This window comes from Pseudomonas sp. GW821-FHT01A09, from assembly GCF_058986725.1.
This window is the reverse complement of record NZ_JBYSWB010000009.1, coordinates 17,691-34,251: the sequence shown is the minus strand read 5'-3', so window position 1 is coordinate 34,251 and position 16,561 is coordinate 17,691. Positions and strand designations below refer to the sequence as shown.

At 64.4% G+C, this 16,561-nt stretch carries 21 protein-coding genes; 8 read left to right on the top strand and 13 right to left on the bottom strand.

The window, feature by feature from the left end:
- Nucleotides 1-2: 2 nt before the first annotated feature.
- The 10 genes from ribA to nrdR all read right to left on the bottom strand — a co-directional run bounded on the left by ribA (nt 3) and on the right by nrdR (nt 7,503).
- Entirely contained in the window at nt 3-620 is a 618-nt protein-coding gene (gene ribA, locus AC3WJP_RS12570; protein ID WP_493721641.1) for a GTP cyclohydrolase II, read from the bottom strand.
- Between the two features lie 107 nt (nt 621-727).
- Nucleotides 728-1,474: a substrate-binding periplasmic protein gene (locus AC3WJP_RS12565; protein WP_493721798.1), complete on the bottom strand. Its 747-nt coding sequence runs from the start codon at nt 1,472-1,474 to the stop codon at nt 728-730.
- Between the two features lie 20 nt (nt 1,475-1,494).
- The gene (locus tag AC3WJP_RS12560; RefSeq protein ID WP_493721640.1) at nt 1,495-1,998 is read right to left on the bottom strand and encodes a phosphatidylglycerophosphatase A family protein; all 504 of its coding nucleotides are present in this window, start codon (nt 1,996-1,998) and stop codon (nt 1,495-1,497) included.
- Nucleotides 1,995-2,960, bottom strand: a complete 966-nt coding sequence (gene thiL, locus AC3WJP_RS12555; RefSeq protein ID WP_493721639.1) for a thiamine-phosphate kinase — start codon at nt 2,958-2,960, stop codon at nt 1,995-1,997. Before thiL ends, AC3WJP_RS12560 begins: the two co-directional genes overlap by 4 nt.
- 18 nt (nt 2,961-2,978) lie before the next feature.
- On the bottom strand, nt 2,979-3,479 hold the full coding sequence (gene nusB, locus AC3WJP_RS12550) for a transcription antitermination factor NusB (protein WP_493721638.1): 501 nt from the start codon (nt 3,477-3,479) through the stop codon (nt 2,979-2,981).
- Entirely contained in the window at nt 3,476-3,952 is a 477-nt protein-coding gene (gene ribH, locus AC3WJP_RS12545; protein ID WP_493721637.1) for a 6,7-dimethyl-8-ribityllumazine synthase, read from the bottom strand. The genes nusB and ribH overlap by 4 nt, the downstream gene beginning before the upstream one ends.
- Before the next feature lie 140 nt (nt 3,953-4,092).
- The gene (ribBA, locus tag AC3WJP_RS12540) at nt 4,093-5,184 is read right to left on the bottom strand and encodes a bifunctional 3,4-dihydroxy-2-butanone-4-phosphate synthase/GTP cyclohydrolase II (protein ID WP_493721636.1); all 1,092 of its coding nucleotides are present in this window, start codon (nt 5,182-5,184) and stop codon (nt 4,093-4,095) included.
- A 17-nt stretch (nt 5,185-5,201) separates the two neighbouring features.
- A complete protein-coding gene (locus tag AC3WJP_RS12535; RefSeq protein WP_493721635.1) occupies nt 5,202-5,867 on the bottom strand; it encodes a riboflavin synthase in 666 nt (221 codons plus the stop codon).
- Nucleotides 5,868-5,911: 44 nt separating this feature from the next.
- Complete coding sequence (ribD, locus tag AC3WJP_RS12530) at nt 5,912-7,042, bottom strand: bifunctional diaminohydroxyphosphoribosylaminopyrimidine deaminase/5-amino-6-(5-phosphoribosylamino)uracil reductase RibD (protein ID WP_493721634.1); 1,131 nt, start codon at nt 7,040-7,042, stop codon at nt 5,912-5,914.
- Entirely contained in the window at nt 7,039-7,503 is a 465-nt protein-coding gene (gene nrdR / locus AC3WJP_RS12525) for a transcriptional regulator NrdR (protein WP_493721633.1), read from the bottom strand. The genes ribD and nrdR overlap by 4 nt, the downstream gene beginning before the upstream one ends.
- Before the next feature lie 108 nt (nt 7,504-7,611).
- On the opposite strand from nrdR, the gene AC3WJP_RS12520 reads away from it, so the two are divergent.
- From AC3WJP_RS12520 to trxA, 3 genes are all read left to right on the top strand, one after another.
- Nucleotides 7,612-8,076 carry a YbaY family lipoprotein gene (locus AC3WJP_RS12520; RefSeq protein ID WP_493721632.1) on the top strand — a complete coding sequence of 155 codons (465 nt, stop codon included), beginning with the start codon at nt 7,612-7,614 and terminating at the stop codon, nt 8,074-8,076.
- Complete coding sequence (locus AC3WJP_RS12515; RefSeq protein WP_493721631.1) at nt 8,073-8,729, top strand: class I SAM-dependent methyltransferase; 657 nt, start codon at nt 8,073-8,075, stop codon at nt 8,727-8,729. The genes AC3WJP_RS12520 and AC3WJP_RS12515 overlap by 4 nt, the downstream gene beginning before the upstream one ends.
- Nucleotides 8,730-8,807: 78 nt before the next feature.
- Complete coding sequence (gene trxA / locus AC3WJP_RS12510) at nt 8,808-9,680, top strand: thioredoxin (protein ID WP_493721630.1); 873 nt, start codon at nt 8,808-8,810, stop codon at nt 9,678-9,680.
- Nucleotides 9,681-9,897: 217 nt separating this feature from the next.
- On the opposite strand, the gene AC3WJP_RS12505 is transcribed toward trxA, so the two are convergent.
- Entirely contained in the window at nt 9,898-10,254 is a 357-nt protein-coding gene (locus AC3WJP_RS12505; protein WP_493721629.1) for a hypothetical protein, read from the bottom strand.
- A gap of 124 nt (nt 10,255-10,378) precedes the next feature.
- Between AC3WJP_RS12505 and AC3WJP_RS12500 the strand changes: the two genes are divergently transcribed.
- From AC3WJP_RS12500 to AC3WJP_RS12480, 5 genes are all read left to right on the top strand, one after another.
- Nucleotides 10,379-10,981, top strand: coding sequence for a DUF2796 domain-containing protein (locus AC3WJP_RS12500; RefSeq protein ID WP_493721628.1), 603 nt, complete (start codon nt 10,379-10,381; stop codon nt 10,979-10,981).
- Nucleotides 10,982-10,983: 2 nt separating this feature from the next.
- Nucleotides 10,984-11,694 carry an ABC transporter ATP-binding protein gene (locus AC3WJP_RS12495; RefSeq protein ID WP_493721627.1) on the top strand — a complete coding sequence of 237 codons (711 nt, stop codon included), beginning with the start codon at nt 10,984-10,986 and terminating at the stop codon, nt 11,692-11,694.
- Nucleotides 11,694-12,959, top strand: coding sequence for an ABC transporter permease (locus AC3WJP_RS12490; protein WP_493721626.1), 1,266 nt, complete (start codon nt 11,694-11,696; stop codon nt 12,957-12,959). Before AC3WJP_RS12495 ends, AC3WJP_RS12490 begins: the two co-directional genes overlap by 1 nt.
- Nucleotides 12,960-12,968: 9 nt before the next feature.
- On the top strand, nt 12,969-13,487 hold the full coding sequence (locus tag AC3WJP_RS12485; protein WP_493721625.1) for a DUF3299 domain-containing protein: 519 nt from the start codon (nt 12,969-12,971) through the stop codon (nt 13,485-13,487).
- Between the two features lie 93 nt (nt 13,488-13,580).
- On the top strand, nt 13,581-14,258 hold the full coding sequence (locus tag AC3WJP_RS12480) for an OmpW/AlkL family protein (RefSeq protein ID WP_493721624.1): 678 nt from the start codon (nt 13,581-13,583) through the stop codon (nt 14,256-14,258).
- Nucleotides 14,259-14,505: 247 nt separating this feature from the next.
- Here AC3WJP_RS12480 and AC3WJP_RS12475 read toward each other — a convergent pair whose 3' ends face one another.
- Both AC3WJP_RS12475 and AC3WJP_RS12470 read right to left on the bottom strand, forming a co-directional pair.
- Nucleotides 14,506-15,435 (bottom strand): NAD-dependent epimerase/dehydratase family protein, encoded by a 930-nt coding sequence (locus AC3WJP_RS12475; protein ID WP_493721623.1) that lies wholly within the window; start codon nt 15,433-15,435, stop codon nt 14,506-14,508.
- On the bottom strand, nt 15,428-16,312 hold the full coding sequence (locus AC3WJP_RS12470) for a sugar nucleotide-binding protein (protein WP_493721622.1): 885 nt from the start codon (nt 16,310-16,312) through the stop codon (nt 15,428-15,430). The genes AC3WJP_RS12475 and AC3WJP_RS12470 overlap by 8 nt, the downstream gene beginning before the upstream one ends.
- Nucleotides 16,313-16,561: the final 249 nt, after the last annotated feature.

Below are 16,561 nucleotides of genomic sequence, written 5' to 3'. Positions count from 1 at the left end.
GATCAGACCCGATCCACTTCGCCCTGATGTTCATTGCCCATCATATGCCCCAGCTTGCCGGCCTTGGTGGCCAGGTAGTGCTTATTGTGGGGGTTATGACCGGTGTGCAACGGCACGCGCTCCGCCACATTGATACCCATGCTCGTCAGCGCCTTGACCTTGCGCGGGTTGTTGGTCATCAGCTTCAGCGCCTTGATGCCCAGGTGCTCGAGCATCGGCAGGCAGATGGCGTAATCGCGTTGATCGGCCTTGAAGCCCAGGCGCTCGTTGGCCTCGACCGTGTCGGCACCACCGTCCTGCAGTTCGTAGGCGCGGATCTTGTTCATCAAGCCGATCCCGCGGCCTTCCTGGCGCAGATACAGCAACACGCCGCGGCCCTCATGGGCGATGGCCTGCAGCGCCGCCTCCAGTTGCGAGCCACAGTCGCAGCGCTGACTGAACAGCGCATCGCCGGTCAGGCACTCGGAATGAACACGACCCAATACCGGCGCTCCATCGCTGACCTCTCCCAGCGTCAGCACAACGTGCTCACGGCCGGTCGCCTCCTCCAGGAAGCCATGCATGGTGAATTGGGCAAATGGGGTTGGCAGCTTGGAAGCAGCGACGAAAACGACGGGCACCGTGTGCTCCTGATCAGTCTGGGACGATTTGCAAGGACAGCATTGTATCAGCAGCTTTCAGACTGTGCTTAGGCCGAATTATCGAGTATCAGTATCGAAAAGTTCGATCAGCGCGCCTTGACGGTGGTCTGCGACTCGAAGGGATAGGGCTGATGCCATTTGGCAAAAAGCCCGCGCAACTGCCCGCCAGGTACCAACTCGTCCATGCGCTGATCGAATAACGCGCGCAATCGCTGCCCCTTCGGACTATCGGTAAAACCGATGTACAGCGGCAATTCAGCGACGTGAGTCACCTTGTAGCTGGACTGCCGCGGCGAATCACGCAGCAGTTCCTGAATTTCGTTCAGCGCATCGATGTAGTAATCCGCGCGGCCCAGATCAAGCATCGAGAGAATGCCATTGCGCCGCTGCACCTCGGTGTAGTGCTTGATACTGGGGAGGTAGCGCTGGTATTCGTAACCCCGCACCCAGGCCAGCTTGTACTGCCCCAGCAGATTGAGGTCGGGCGATGGCCGTGACGACAAGCCCAGGGCATAGACGTGATCGACGTCGAAATTCCAGCGCGGGTACAGCGAATCGGCTTCGTCCTTGTAAGAGCCGACCCATACATCCGCTTCGCCTCGCTGTACCAGGCCGACGGCTCGGGTGTAAGGCTCGGCGCGGGTGCTGACCTTGTAGCCGGCAGGCTCGAACACCTTGCGCAGCACGTCCCAGGCCAGGCCCGTGCCATCGGCATTGGTGTAATCGACCCATTCTTCGCTGACGATCGACAGCGGATGCAGCACCGGGGCGGCCTGCGCACTCGACGCCAGCAGCAATATCGCCAGCCATGCGCCATGAAAACCGCGCACCATCATCCTTGAAATCAAGCGTTTCAGGTTGCGCACCAGACCAACCCCTGCATCGCCGCCCAGGCAAAGACCCCAGCCAGCACATCGTCCAGCATGATCCCTACGCCACCGTGAACGTGGCGGTCGATCCAGCGGATGGGCCAAGGCTTGAGGATGTCGAAGAAGCGAAACATCAAAAAGCCCGCGAGGATCCAATACCAACCGTCCGGCACCAGCCAGAGGGTGATCCACATGCCGACCATCTCGTCCCAGACGATGCCTTCGTGGTCATGCACGCGCAGATCGTCGGCCACCTTGCCGCACAGCCAGAAGCCGAACAGCATGGTGATACCCAGCATCAGCCAGTAGCCCCACTCCGGTAGCATCTGCCACAGCGGGATGAACGGAATGGCGACCAACGAACCCCAGGTGCCGGGCGCCTTGGGCAAGGTTCCGGAGCCGAAGCCGAACGCGAGAAAATGCCAGGGGTTTTTCCAGACCGACGGTGGTACGAATTCCACCGGCACCTGCTTGGGATGGTCTGTCACGGTGTCTCCCGAAAATGTTGGTAGCCCCGGATCAACGGGGTGATGTCCTGGCCCTGCGCGTCGACCAGGCTCACGCCGCCACCGGCCTGAACGCTGCCGATGACATGGACCGGCCAGCCGTCGGCCAGCAGCGGCGTCAGGTGAGCGGGCGGCAGGGTGAAGGCGAGGATGTAGTCGTCACCGCCGGTCAGCGCGGCATGGCGAGCATCGGCCTCGCCCAGCCACTGCCGCAAGGCATCTGACAACGGCAGGCGCGATTGTTCGATTTGCAATGCCACCCCGCTTGCCAGCGCGATGTGCCCACAGTCGGCCAGCAGGCCATCGGAGATGTCCAGCGCCGCCGTCGCGCGCCCGCGCAAGGCCTGACCGAGCGCCAGCTGCGGCAGTGGCGACCAGTAGCGATCGAGCAGCGGCTGGCCGAGCGCAGCGGCGGCGGTGCGCTCCCCCAGTACCAGCGGCAAGGCCCCCGCCGCATCACCCAACGGCCCGCCGACGCACAGCAGATCACCGACCTGCGCCCCGGCGCGGGTCAGCGCCTGGCCGGCAGGCACGCTGCCGAACACCGTAACCGTCAGGCTCAAGGGCCCACGCGTGGTGTCACCGCCCACCAGGCGCAGGGTGCAAGCCTCGGCCATGGCGTCGAGGCCAGTGGCGAACGACCGCAGCCAATCCGCCGAAACGCTCGGCAAGGTCAATGCAAGGGTAAAAGCCAGTGGTGCAGCGCCCATGGCGGCGAGGTCGCTGACCGCCACCGCCAAGGCGCGCTGGCCCAACAGGAAGGGATCGGCGGCGGGCGGAAAATGCACGCCTTCGACCAGGGTATCGGTGGACACCGCCAGTTGCTCGCCGGCGGCCACCTGCAGCAATGCGCAGTCATCGCCGATGCCCAGCGCCACGCCCTCCCCGGCCCGCGCGCAGTGCGCGGCCGCGAAGAACTGGCGGATCAGCTCAAATTCGCCCATGAACGGCTCGCTCGCCAATCAGCGCTTGAACGCCTTCACTTCGGCTTCGCGCAGGCGCGGTGCCAGCTTGTCCAGCACGCCATTGACGAACTTGTGGCCGTCGGTCGAACCGAACACCTTGGCCAACTCGATGCCTTCGTTGATCACCACGCGATATGGCACGTCGACGCGCTTGAGCAGCTCCCAGGTGGACAGGCGCAGGACGGCCAGTTCGACCGGGTCGAGTTCGTCGATGGTGATGTCCAGGCAAGGCGCCAGGGCCGCGTCGATCTCGGTCTTGCTGGCCGGCACGCCGTGGAGGATTTCCCGGAAGTAGGCGCTGTCGACATCGGTGAAGTCGTTATCGACGCGGAACTGCGCTTCGATCTCGTTCAACGATTGCTTGGCCATGTGCCACTGATACAGGGCCTGAGTCGCCAGCTGGCGCGCTTCGCGACGCTTGGCGCTCTTGGACGGCTTGCCGGCGTCGGCCGCTTTTGGCTCGCGCGGGTTGAACTGATCGCTGTCGTCGTTGATCACTTGGCCTCCAACTGCGACAGCAGGCTGACCATTTCCAGGGCGGACAGGGCAGCTTCAGCGCCTTTGTTGCCGGCCTTGGTGCCGGAACGCTCGATGGCTTGTTCGATGGAATCGACCGTCAGCACGCCGAAGGCCACCGGCACGCCGAACTCCATGGACACTTGGGACAGGCCCTTCACGCACTCGCCCGCAACGTATTCGAAGTGCGGAGTACCGCCACGAATGACCGCGCCCAAGGCGACGATGGCCGCATATTCGCTTTGCTGGGCGACTTTCTGCGCCACCAGCGGGATTTCAAACGCGCCAGGGGCACGGATGATGGTGATGTCGCTTTCGCTGACACCGTGACGCACCAGGGCGTCGATTGCGCCGCTTACCAGGCTTTCGACGACGAAGCTGTTGAATCGGCCGACCACCAGGGCGTAGCGACCTTTGGGGGCAATGAAGGTACCTTCGATGGTCTTCAGGGTCATTCGAGCGTTCTCATTTTAAAGAGCCAGGCTGCCGAGGTACGGCGACCTGTGGAAATGGGTTTGGGTCACGAAGCAAAACGAGCGCAGGCGCAGGAAACCATAGCCCGAGGCTGGCCTTCCTGCGACTTCACGGCCGCTGATTATTCGGAGGGCACGTATTCTACTACTTCCAGATCGAATCCGGATATCGCATTGAACTTCATTGGCGAACTGAGCAGACGCATCTTGCGCACGCCAAGGTCACGCAGAATCTGCGAGCCGGCCCCGACGATGCTGTAAGTGGTCGGCTTTTTCGGTACGGCATGGTCGGCGCACTCGCGGATATGCGCCAGCAGCACGTCGCCATCGAGCGGGTGTCCGAGCAGCAGCACCACGCCGCAGCCGGCCTCGGCCACCGCGCTCATGGCGGCGCGCAGGCTCCAGCGCCCGGGCTGCTTGACCATCAGCAGGTCGCGCAGCGGATCCATGTTGTGCACCCGCACCAGGATCGGCTCGTCGCCCTGTACGGAGCCCAGGGTCAAGGCCATGTGCACGTCGCCTTCCACCGAATCGCGGTAGGTCACCAGATTGAACTGACCCAGTTCGCTGTCCAGCGGCTGCTCGGCGATCCGCTGAACGGTACGTTCGTGGATCATCCGATAGTGAATCAGGTCGGCGATGGTGCCGATCTTGATGTTGTGTTCGGCGGCGAAGGCTTCGAGTTCGGTGCGACGTGACATGGTGCCGTCGTCGTTCATCACTTCGCAGATCACCCCGCTGGGCTCGAAACCGGCCATGCGCGCCAGATCGCAGGCCGCTTCGGTATGGCCGGCGCGAGCGAGAGTGCCGCCGGCCTGGGCCATGAGCGGGAAGATATGCCCGGGGCTGACGATGTCTTCGGCCTTGGCATCACGGGCGGCAGCGGCCTGCACGGTGCGCGCACGGTCGGCGGCGGAGATGCCGGTGGTGACGCCGGTGGCGGCTTCGATCGACACAGTGAATTTGGTGCCGAAACCGGAGCCGTTGCGCGGCGCCATCAGCGGCAGCTTGAGGGCCTCGCAGCGCTCGCGGGTCATGGGCATGCAGATCAGGCCACGGGCAAAGCGCGCCATGAAGTTGATGTGCTCGGCCTGGCAGCACTCGGCGGCCATGATCAGGTCGCCTTCGTTCTCGCGGTCTTCGTCATCCATGAGGATGACCATCTTGCCCTGGCGAATGTCTTCGACCAGCTCTTCGATACTGTTGAGCGCCACGCGGCACCCCCTTTCAATCAGGATTTGAGGTAGCCGTTGCTGGCCAGAAAGCTTTCGGTGATGCCGCCCTGGCCCACCGCCTCGGCGGCCTTGTCACCCAGCAGCAGGCGCTCCAGATAACGCGCCAGCAGGTCGACCTCAAGATTGACCAGACGCCCCGGACGGTAACTGTCCATGATGGTTTCGGCCAGCGTGTGCGGGACGATGGTCAGTTCGAACTCGGCGCCGTTGACCGCGTTGACGGTCAGGCTGGTGCCATCGACGGTGATCGAGCCCTTGTGCGCGATGTACTTGGCCAGCTCTTTAGGGGCACGGATGCGGAACTGGATGGCACGGGCGTTTTCTTCCCGAGCGACCACTTCGCCGACCCCATCGACATGGCCGCTGACCAGGTGGCCACCGAGGCGGGTGGTCGGGGTCAGGGCTTTTTCAAGGTTGACCGGGCTGCCGACCTTGAGCTGCTTGAACGCGGTGACGTCCAGCGTCTCGCGGCTGACGTCGGCCCAGAAGCCATCCCCCGGCAGCTCCACGGCGGTCAGGCAGACGCCGCTGACGGCAATGCTGTCGCCCAGTTTGACGTCGCTCAGGTCGAGCTTGCCGGTTTCGACGTAAACCCGGACATCGCCGCCTTTAGGGGTGAGCGCGCGGATGCTGCCAATCGATTCGATAATGCCGGTGAACATGGGATCTCCTCAGAGCCGGGTCAGCGCAGGGCGCGGGCGGCGAATTATACGCCTGCCGCAGGGATAGGGACGGCAGTGACCCGCCAGTCATCGCCCACAGCGCGCATTTCGGTGATTTTTAGCGCTGGCGCCTCACGCATGAGGGTCAGCGGCCAGTCGAGCAAGGGGCGCGCCTGGGAGCCCAGGAACTTGGCGGCGATGAATATCTGGTATTCATCCACCAGGCCCTGGCGCGCGAAGGCACCGGCCAGGCGGGCACCGGCTTCGACCAGCACTTCGTTGATGCCACGGCTGGCCAGTTCTGCCAATAGCGCGGGCAGGTCGACATGGCCATCGGTGCCAGGCAAAGCCAGCAGTTCATGGCCAGCCGCGGCGTAACGCGCCTGCTGGCTAGCGTCGCAGGTCACCACCAGCGCCGGGCCGACGGTGAAGAACGGAGCATCGAGGGGCACCCGCAGGCGGCCGTCGATCAACAGACGCAGCATCGAGCGGGCTTCGATCAACTCGGTGGTCGCGGCATCCAGGCCAAGCTCGGCGGCGCGCACGGTCATCCGCGCGCCATCCATCAAGACGCTGTCGGCACCAGTGAGCACTACGCTGGAGCGCGCGCGCAAGCGTTGCACGGCGCTGCGGGCCGGGGCGCCGGTGATCCATTGGCTTTCGCCGCTGGCCATGGCGGTGCGCCCGTCCAGGCTCATCGCCAGCTTGACCCGCACGAACGGCAGGCCGTGCTCCATGCGCTTGATAAAGCCGGGGTTGATGGCCCGCGCTTCGGCCTCCAGCACACCTGCGGCCACGGCGATACCGGCGTGCTGCAAGCGCAACAGGCCATTGCCGGCGACTTGGGGGTTGGGGTCCTGCATGGCCGCGACCACGCGGGCGACGCCGGCCTTGACCAGTGCGTCGGCACAGGGCGGCGTACGCCCGTGATGACTGCACGGCTCAAGGGTCACATAGGCGGTTGCGCCACGGGCCAATTCACCGGCCTGGCGCAACGCGTGCACCTCGGCATGGGGCTCGCCGGCGCGTACATGCCAGCCCTCGCCCACCACCTCGCCGTCGCGCACGATCACGCAGCCGACGCGGGGGTTGGGGTCGGTGGTGTACAGGCCGTTGCGCGCCAGTTCCAGCGCGCGGGCCATGTAATGCCGATCGAGGATGTGTTGTTCGCTCATTTTTCCGATGGCTCGCGAGCCAGGCGATCGATCTCTTCGCGGAACTCGTCGAGGTCCTGGAAGCGGCGATACACCGAGGCAAAACGTATGTAGGCGACTTCATCGAGCTTTTGCAGCTCTTTCATCACCAGTTCGCCCACGATCAGGGACTTGACCTCACGCTCGCCGGTGGCCCGCAGGCGGTGCTTGATGTGCACCAGTGCAGCCTCGAGGCGCTCGACGCTGACCGGGCGCTTTTCCAGCGCCCGCTGCATGCCGGCTCGGAGTTTTTCTTCGTCGAATGGCTGGCGGCTGCCGTCTTGCTTGATCAGCCGGGGCAGTACCAGTTCGGCGGTTTCGAAGGTGGTGAAACGCTCAACGCAGGCCAGGCATTCGCGTCGACGACGCACTTGCTCGCCCTCGGCGACCAGTCGCGAGTCGATGACCTTGGTGTCGTTGGCACCGCAGAAGGGACAGTGCATGGTGGCAGGCAACAAAAAATGGGGAGGGCCATGGTAGCGCATCCCTGCGGCAAGACAAGTCAAAGGCTTTGCGGTATACAGACGATCTCGGTTTTTCTGGATCTGCCCATGTCGTCTCGTCCGTTGTTTTTTGTCGTCCTGGCCACTCTGCTCGCCGCCTGCAGCAGTGAAGCCCCCAAACCGGCCAGCCCGGTTGCCCCGGCCACCACGGCGGTCAGCAGCAAGACCATCGCCGCCCCGGTGCCGCTGGGCCCGCTGCCGGTCTATCAGCGTGAATTGACCGGCCTGTTGCTGGGCGTGCCGAGTGGCGCCGAGGTCGAGCTGGCGGTGCTGGTCATCGACGCGCAGGATCGTCCGCAAAAACTGCTGACCAGCGCCAAGATCACCGGCGATGGCAAGAACCTGCCCCTGCAACTGCGCTTCAATCCGGATGCCTTCCCGCAGGGCGCGCGGGTCGAGTTGCGCGGACGGGTAAGCCAGTCAGGGCAACTGCTGCTGCATCTGTCGCCGGTGCGTATCGAACAGCCGACCACGCAGAACCTCGGGCGATTGCAGTTCGTTCCTGCGCCTTGAGTGCACCTGCGGTTTTACAGAACGCCCTGGACGCGTTGCTCGGCGATGCGCGCCTGACGCCCTGCCTGCTGCCGGGCACTGACCTGACATTGTGGCTGCTCGACGCCGCCAACATGGACCGCGCCTTCAGCCCGGAAGAAACCCGGCGCATCCTCGACGAGCCACCGTACTGGAGTTTCTGCTGGGCCAGCGGCCTGGCGCTGGCGCGGTTTATCGCCGAGCAACCGCAATGGGTGGCCGGCAGACGGGTGCTCGACTTTGGCGCCGGCTCGGGCGTTGCCGCCATTGCTGCGGCCAAGGCAGGCGCGGCTGAAGTGGTGGCCTGCGATCTCGACCCGCTGGCGATCGCCGCCTGTCAGGCCAACGCAGCGCTCAATGGCGTGCAGTTGCAGTACAGCGGTGACTTCTTCGCCGAAGCCGATCGCTTCGACCTGATTCTGGTCGCCGATGTGCTCTATGACCGCGCCAACCTGCCGCTGCTCGATCAGTTCATCAGCCGTGGCCGCGAGGTGCTGGTGGCAGACTCCCGGGTACGCAACTTCCAGCACCCGCTTTATCGGCGCCTCGGCGAGCTGCATGCCTGCACCCTGCCGGACCTGGCCGAACCTCATGAATTCCGGGACGTCGGGCTGTACCACGCACGCCGCCGGTAACGCCCTCGCGACCATGACTTTCAGCCGGCCGACGCAGGCTTTATAGTGGCCGCCATTACCGATTTTTCGAGATTCGCGATGAGCCAGGCTACTCCGTACATCTTCGACGCCACCACGGCCAACTTCGACCAGTTGGTGATCGAGAACTCCTTCCACAAGCCGGTGCTGGTGGATTTCTGGGCCGAGTGGTGCGCACCCTGCAAGGTGCTGATGCCGATGCTGCAGCAGATCACCGAGGGGTATCAGGGCGAGCTGCTGCTGGCCAAGGTCGACTGCGACGCCGAGCAGGATATCGTCGCCCGCTTCGGCATACGCAGCCTGCCCACCGTGGTGCTGTTCAAGGACGGCCAGCCGGTGGATGGCTTCGCCGGTGCGCAGCCTGAGTCGGCTGTGCGCGCCATGCTCGAACCTCATGTGCAGATGCCGCCACCGGCTGCGGCCGACCCGCTGGAACAGGCCGAAGCGGCCTTCGCCGAAAGCCATTTCGCCGAGGCCGAGGCCATCCTGCAAAGCATTCTGGGCGAGGACAACACCAACGCCAAGGCGCTAATCCTGTATGCACGCTGCCTGGCCGAGCGCGGCGAGCTGAGTGAAGCCCGCACCGTGCTCGACGCAGTCAAGACCGATGAGCACAAGGCCGCGCTGGCCGGTGCCAAGGCGCAGTTGACCTTCCTCAGTCAGGCCGCCGACCTGCCAGACGCTGCCGATCTGAAAGCGCGCCTGGCCAAGGACCCTGGCGATGACGAGGCGGTGTACCAGTTGGCGATCCAACAGCTGGCGCGCCAGCAATACGAAGCGGCGCTCGATGCCCTGCTGAAACTGTTCGTGCGCAACCGCGGCTACAGTGAAGGCCTGCCGCACAAGACGCTGTTGCAAGTGTTCGAACTACTGGGCAACGATCACCCGCTGGTGACCACCTACCGGCGCAAGCTGTTTGCGGCGTTGTACTAAGGCTTGATCGGAGGGGGCCAGTGGGGCCTCTTCGCGGGCAAGCCTTGCTCCCACAGTGCAAGCAGCACCTGAGTCATGCCCCTGTGGGAGCAGGGCTTGCCCGCAATGACACCGCAGAAGCCTTGCTCCCACCGTGCAAGCAGATCCCAAGCCATACCTCTGTGGGAGCGAGGCTTGCCCGCGAAGAGGCCAGCACTGGCACCGCAAAACACCCGTATCACCCTGCCCAGCAGTACAGCGGCGCATCCGCGCCGCTTTGCACCTGAATCAACGGGCTATGGCGCAGGCGCACCAGCAGGCGCTTGGCCCCTGCCGTACTCCCCGCCAGGCCCTCGAGCTGCTCCAGCAACGCCGGGCCACTGACCTGCCCGCTCGACTCCACCAACGCCAAGGCATTGCGCCACAAGGCATCGTCCTGAGTTTTCGGCTTGCTGGCAGTGATCGGCGCCGTAGCCGGTGCCTCGCCCGCTGCCGGGGCTTTCAGCTGGGTGCCCAGCAGCGCCCAGTCTTCAGGGTCCATCTCGACGGTCAAGTCAACCGGCAGATCGCCCACGGTGCCGCGAATTCTCAACATGCTGTGCTCCTTCGATAGGCCGGTTTTGTAACAGGTGCCAAGCGCCGTATCAACATCGAGCGATTGTCGACAAGCGCTATATCGTTATAACATCACAGCAATTTCCCCCATCGCCGGAGACTTCATGCGCCGTCTGCTGCTCGCCCTGCCCCTCACCTTCCTGCCGCTCGGCATCGCCCACGCCGCCGAAGCCACTCGGGCGGTCGAACATGCCAGCCTCGGCGCCCACGAACACGGTACCGCACGCCTGAACGCCGCGCTGGACGATGAAACCCTCGAGCTGGAACTCGACAGCCCGGCCATGAATCTGGTCGGCTTCGAACACCCCGCCACCAGCGACGCCGACAAGGCTGCCGTGAGCAGCGTGCGTCAGTTGCTGGAACAGCCCCTGACGCTGTTCGCCATACCGGCGCAAGCCAAATGCATCGTCGCCAGGCAGACCCTCAACAGCCCGCTGTTCGGCGACAAGCCAGACCACGAGGAGCATGACCCCGACGAAGACGCCGAGGATCACCATGCCGACGGCGCCGAACACCACCACGACCACAGCGAAATCCACGCCCACTATCAGTTCCAGTGCGACAACGCCGCCGCGCTCAAGACCCTCGACCTGACCCGACTGTTCAAGACCTTCCCGGCCACCCACAAGGTTCAAGTGCAGCTGATTGCGCCCAATGGCCAGGAAGGCGTGGAGGCCACCCCCGACAACAGCGTGCTGACCTACTGACCATGCCTGAAGCGCTGATCCAACTGACCGATGTGCGTTTCGCCTGGCCGGGCCAGGCGCCGCTGCTGGATATCCCGGCATTCACCCTGCGCAAAGGCGAAAGCCTGTTTCTCAAGGGCCCCAGCGGCAGCGGCAAGACCACCCTGCTGGGCCTGCTCGGCGGTGTGCAGACGCCCGACCACGGCAGCATCCGCCTGTTGCAGCAAGAGATCACCACGCTCAAGCAGGGTCATCGCGATCGCTTCCGGGTCGACCACACCGGCTACATTTTCCAGCAGTTCAATCTGCTGCCGTTCCTCTCGGTACGCGAAAACGTCGAGCTGCCCTGCCGCTTCTCCAAAGCCCGCGCCCAACGCGCCAGCGAGCGACACGGCAGCGTCGAACAGGCGGCGACCGATTTGCTGGCCCAGCTTGGCCTCACCGACAGTGCGCTGATCGCGCGACGTGCCGATACGCTGTCGATCGGTCAGCAGCAACGCGTTGCCGCCGCCCGCGCCTTGATCGGCCAACCGGCGTTGGTGATCGCCGACGAGCCGACCTCGGCGCTCGACACCGATGCGCGTCAGGCCTTCATCGAACTGCTGTTCGCCGAATGCCGCGCCGCGGGCGCCAGCCTGTTGTTCGTCAGCCACGATCAGAGCCTCGCGCCGCTGTTCGATCGCAGCCTGTCGCTGGCCGATCTCAACCGCGCCGCGCGCGTAGGGGGAATGTGATGTACCTGCTGCGTCTCGCCCTGGCCAGTCTGGCCAACCGCCGCTTTACCGCGTTCCTGACCGCTTTCGCCATCGCCCTGTCGGTGTGCCTGCTGTTGGCGGTCGAACGCGTGCGCACCGAAGCCCGTGCCAGCTTCGCCGCCACCATCAGCGGCACCGACCTGATCGTCGGTGCCCGCTCGGGTTCGGTGAATCTGTTGCTGTATTCGGTGTTTCGCATCGGCAACGCCACCAATAACATCCGCTGGGACAGCTTCCAGCACTACGCCAGCGACCCCCGGGTCAAATGGGCTATCCCGATTTCCCTCGGCGACTCGCACCGCGGCTACCGAGTGATGGGCACCGACGCCAGTTACTTCGAGCATTACCAGTACGGCCACCGGCAGAACCTGGCACTGGCGCAAGGGCGGGCGTTCAAGGTCGATCCGTTCGAGGTGGTGCTCGGCGCCGAAGTGGCCGAGGCGCTGCATTACCAGCTCGGTGACAAGCTGGTGCTGGCCCACGGCGTGGCTGCCATCAGCCTGGTCAAGCATGACGACAAACCGTTCACCGTGGTCGGCATCCTCGAACGCACCGGTACCCCGGTGGACCGCACACTGCATATCAGCCTGGGCGGCATGGAGGCCATTCATATCGACTGGCACAACGGCGTGCCCGCCCATGGCGCCGAGCGCATCAGTGCCGATCAGGCGCGTAACATGGATCTCACGCCCTCCGCCATTACCGCCATGCTGGTAGGACTCAACAGTAAGGTGCAGACCTTCGCCCTGCAGCGCGACATCAACGATTTTCGCGGTGAGCCGCTGATGGCGATCCTCCCGGGCGTGGCCTTGCAGGAGCTCTGGAGCCTGATGGGCACGGCGGAGAAAGCGCTGTTCGTGGTCTCGCTGTTCGTGGTGCTGACCGGCCTGATCGGCATGCTCACGGCGATCCTCACCAGCCTCAACGAGCGCCGCCGGGAGATGGCCATCCTGCGCTCGGTGGGCGCGCGGCCATTGCACATCGCCGGGTTGCTGATTCTCGAAGCGCTGGGGCTGGCCGTCGCCGGCATCGTCACCGGGGTAGCGCTGCTGTATGCCTGCATCGCCGGGGCACAGGGCTATGTGCAAGCCAACTACGGGCTGTACTTGCCCTTGTCGGCACCCAGCGCGTATGAATGCAGCCTGCTTGCCATCATCCTCGGCGCGGCCCTGTTGATGGGTACCGTACCGGCCTGGCGGGCGTACCGGCAGTCGCTGGCCGACGGCCTGTCCATCCATTTGTGAGTGCGATCGATGCGTGCTGAACGCTTGTTGTTGTGCCTGCTGCTGGCTTGCGCGGCACCCGCCTGGGCGGTGCCGATCCACGAGTTGACCTGGGACGCGTTGATTCCACCCGACGCGCCCCATCTCAAGCCGCAGATGACGCCACTGCACGACCTGACCAAGCTGGGCAGCGCCATCGAGTCGGCGCCCGCCGCCCAGCAACAGGCGCCCCATGCGCCGGTGGTGCAGGCGCTGGACGGTCAACAGGTGAAGATCCCAGGCTATATCGTGCCGCTGGAAGTCAACGAAGAGGGACGCACCACCGACTTTCTGCTGGTGCCTTACTACGGCGCCTGCATCCACGTACCGCCGCCGCCGTCCAACCAGATCGTGCACGTGACCAGCGAGCTGGGAGTCAAGGTCGAGGAGCTGTATCAGCCCTACTGGATCGAGGGGCCGATGCAGGTCAAGGCCAGCAGCAGCGATCTGGCCGAAGCCGGCTATCAACTCGATGCGCAGAAAATCTACGTCTATGAGCTGCCCGATTGATTAATTGCGCCAGCATTGCGCCAGGTCAACGGATCGTCGGTTAGCACTCCCTACCATTGGCGTCATCACAGATGAACTGCCAATGGAGCCACCATGAACAAGTCTCTGCTCAGCGCTTCGATACTCGCGCTGGCACTCGCCACCCCACTCGCCCAGGCTCACCAGGCCGGTGACATCATCGTCCGTGCCGGTGCCGCGACCACCGCGCCCAACGAAGACAGCGGTAATCTCAAGGTCGACGGCGCACGGGTCTCGGGCACCAAGGCGACCCTGGACAGCGACACGCAGCTGGGCCTGGCGTTCGCCTATATGCTCGACGATCACTGGGGCGTCGAATTGCTGCTGGCCACACCGTTCAGCCACAGCGTCGGGGTCAAGGGCGCCGGGCTGGGCGGCAAGCTGGCGGACATCAAGCAACTGCCACCGACCCTGTCGCTGCAGTACTACCCGCTGGACAAGGACTCGCGCTTCCAGCCCTACGCCGGCGTGGGGATCAACTACACCAAGTTCTACGACGAAGACCTCACCAGCGAACGCAAGGCCCAGGGCTTCAGCAACCTGAGCATGCAGGACTCAGTCGGCTTCGCCGGGCAGATCGGCGCAGACTACATGCTGACCGACAACATCATGCTCAACGCGGCGGTCTGGTACGTGGACATCGACACCAAGGCCAGCGTGGATGGCCCGACAGCGCTGGGCGCCCGCGAGACCAAGGTGAATGTGGATGTCGATCCGTGGGTGTATATGGTGGGGGTTGGGTACAAGTTCTGATCCAGATGCTTCAGTGACCCTGCTGGCCTCTTCGCGGGCAAGCCCTGCTCCCACAGGTGCACTACTCAGGATCGGGTGACACTGTGGAGGCAAGCCCTGCTCCCACAGGTGTACTGCTCAGGATCGGGTGACACTGTGGAGGCAAGCCCTTCTCTTACAGATGCACCGCCCAGGATCGGCTGGCACTGTGGGAGCAGGGCTTGCCCGCGAAGAGGCCTGTGCAGCCACCGCAACTGCAGGGCAATGCTCAACCCGCGATCAAGCGCCGCAGGCCTTCGGTCAGGGGGGTGATGGCTGGCAGCTCGAAGCGTTCGAGCAGGCGAGCGTTATTGGCCCGTGAATGCTTGATGTCCCCAGGCCGCGCCGGGCCGTAGGTCACGGGCGGCAACTCGCCGACCACCGTGCCCAGCGCCTCGAGTAGCTGGTTCAAGCTGGTCACGCCATTGAGGCCGACGTTGATCGCGCCGACATCCACCGCCGGTTTTTCCAGCGCCTGCACCAGCAACGCCACCAGATCCTCCACGTAGAAGAAATCCCGCGTCTGCTCGCCATCGCCGAACAGGCTGATGGGCACGCCCTGCTGCGCGCGTTCGGTGAAGATGCTGATCACCCCGGAGTACGGCGAGGACGGATCCTGGCGCGGGCCATAGATGTTGAAGAAACGGAAGATCACCGGCTCCAGCGCGTGCTGGCGGCGGTAGAAGTCGAAGTAGTACTCGCTGGCCAGCTTGTCCGAGGCGTAAGGGGTCAACGGCGCTTTGGGCGTGTCTTCGTCGATCGCCTGGCCTTCACCATTATTGCCGTATACCGCGGCGCTGGAAGCGAACAGCACGCGACGGATAGCGTGCTCGCGCATGGCCTCGCAGACATTCAGGCTGCCGATGAAATTGCTCTGATGGGTGCTCACCGGGTCATCCACCGAGGCCTGCACCGAAGCCACCGCAGCCAGATGCACCACCGCCTGGCAACCCGCCGCCGCACGGGCCACTAGCGCGGCATCGGCAACGCTGCCCACCAGCAGTTCGACCTTGGGGTTGTCCAGCGGCAGGTTGCTGCGTTTGCCGAACGACAGGTCGTCGAGGACGCGCACCGCGTAGCCCTTGGCCAACAGCGCGTCCACCAGATGGGAGCCAATGAAACCGGCGCCGCCGGTGATCAGAATAGGTGCATCAACCATGACGGTAATATCGATCCAGTAGGCTCGGGAGCCCGGCACGCCAGGCGCGCGGCTTGATCCCGAAGGTGTGGAGAATTTTCTTGCAGGCCAGTACCGCGTGCTGCGGCTCATCGGCGGCATCGGGCCGCGCGGCATGGGCCTGGGCAGTCGGCGACTCGACGGCCAGGCTGTGCAGATGGGCAGCTTCGGTGAGAATCGCCTGGCCCAGCGCCAGCGGCGTGGTGGCCTCGTTGCCGGCGTAGTGGTAGGTGCCCCACAGTGGCGCCTCGCAGTCGAGCTGCTTGAGCACCGAAATGATCACCCGCGCGGCATCGTCCACCGGCGTCGGATTGCCGCGCCGATCATCGGCCAGCATCAACTCCTGAGGCTGCTCGGCACGGCTCAGGAAGCGCCCCAGCACGCCGTCGATACTGTCATCGAGCAGCCAGCCGAAACGCAGCAGCACGTGCTGCGGGCAGGCGGCGCGCACGCTTTGCTCCATGCGCCACAGCGCCTGGCCACGCAGGCCCAGCGGTACCGGTTCGTCTTTTTCGCTGTAAGCAGTGGCCCGCGAGCCATCGAACACCCGATAGCTGGAGGGCTGCACCAGCACGATCTGGTGATGCTGGCACAACTCGGCCAGGCGCTCGACCGAGCGCTCTTGCAGGGTCAGGCGCGCGTCGCTGACGCTTTCGGCCTGGAACCAGTCGAAGTAGTAAGCCAGGTTGATCAACGCATCGGGGCGGGTGTCATCGAGCAGCTGAGTCAGGCTCGCCGCATCCCAACCGTCTTGCGGGGGACGCGGGGCGAGGAAGCCGATGTCCTCTTCCGCTCCGAGGCGAATCAGCGCTTGCCCCAGGGCATTCCCACCGCCCAACAGCATAAGGCGCATTCGCATAGAGTCAGCAGGTCCAGTGTGGTTGAGACCGTGCAGCACGGTCTGTTGACGATGATGCTCACGGTGGCCGACAGACCAAGGCACGCGCGAGACAGAAGGCGGATATTATTGCATTTTGCGTCTTTGTGCTGGACGGATACCCAATAAAGTCCGTTTGACCCCGTAAACCCCGGGCCCTGCGTCACATAACTGCAACACCCCGGTCCTTTTTCTGCCATATCCCCACGCCACAATCGGCGCCGATGAGAT

Excerpts from the sequence above, each read along its gene's own strand:
- AC3WJP_RS12565 (WP_493721798.1), bottom strand. The coding sequence starts at position 1,474 with ATGGTGCGCGGTTTTCATGGCGCATGGCTGGCGATATTGCTGCTGGCG.
- thiL (WP_493721639.1), bottom strand. The coding sequence starts at position 2,960 with ATGGGCGAATTTGAGCTGATCCGCCAGTTCTTCGCGGCCGCGCACTGC.
- ribH (WP_493721637.1), bottom strand. The coding sequence starts at position 3,952 with ATGACCCTGAAGACCATCGAAGGTACCTTCATTGCCCCCAAAGGTCGC.
- AC3WJP_RS12535 (WP_493721635.1), bottom strand. The coding sequence starts at position 5,867 with ATGTTCACCGGCATTATCGAATCGATTGGCAGCATCCGCGCGCTCACC.
- ribD (WP_493721634.1), bottom strand. The coding sequence starts at position 7,042 with ATGAGCGAACAACACATCCTCGATCGGCATTACATGGCCCGCGCGCTG.
- nrdR (WP_493721633.1), bottom strand. The coding sequence starts at position 7,503 with ATGCACTGTCCCTTCTGCGGTGCCAACGACACCAAGGTCATCGACTCG.
- AC3WJP_RS12520 (WP_493721632.1), top strand. The coding sequence starts at position 7,612 with ATGTCGTCTCGTCCGTTGTTTTTTGTCGTCCTGGCCACTCTGCTCGCC.
- trxA (WP_493721630.1), top strand. The coding sequence starts at position 8,808 with ATGAGCCAGGCTACTCCGTACATCTTCGACGCCACCACGGCCAACTTC.
- AC3WJP_RS12505 (WP_493721629.1), bottom strand. The coding sequence starts at position 10,254 with ATGTTGAGAATTCGCGGCACCGTGGGCGATCTGCCGGTTGACTTGACC.
- AC3WJP_RS12500 (WP_493721628.1), top strand. The coding sequence starts at position 10,379 with ATGCGCCGTCTGCTGCTCGCCCTGCCCCTCACCTTCCTGCCGCTCGGC.
- AC3WJP_RS12495 (WP_493721627.1), top strand. The coding sequence starts at position 10,984 with ATGCCTGAAGCGCTGATCCAACTGACCGATGTGCGTTTCGCCTGGCCG.
- AC3WJP_RS12490 (WP_493721626.1), top strand. The coding sequence starts at position 11,694 with ATGTACCTGCTGCGTCTCGCCCTGGCCAGTCTGGCCAACCGCCGCTTT.
- AC3WJP_RS12485 (WP_493721625.1), top strand. The coding sequence starts at position 12,969 with ATGCGTGCTGAACGCTTGTTGTTGTGCCTGCTGCTGGCTTGCGCGGCA.
- AC3WJP_RS12480 (WP_493721624.1), top strand. The coding sequence starts at position 13,581 with ATGAACAAGTCTCTGCTCAGCGCTTCGATACTCGCGCTGGCACTCGCC.
- AC3WJP_RS12475 (WP_493721623.1), bottom strand. The coding sequence starts at position 15,435 with ATGGTTGATGCACCTATTCTGATCACCGGCGGCGCCGGTTTCATTGGC.
- AC3WJP_RS12470 (WP_493721622.1), bottom strand. The coding sequence starts at position 16,312 with ATGCGAATGCGCCTTATGCTGTTGGGCGGTGGGAATGCCCTGGGGCAA.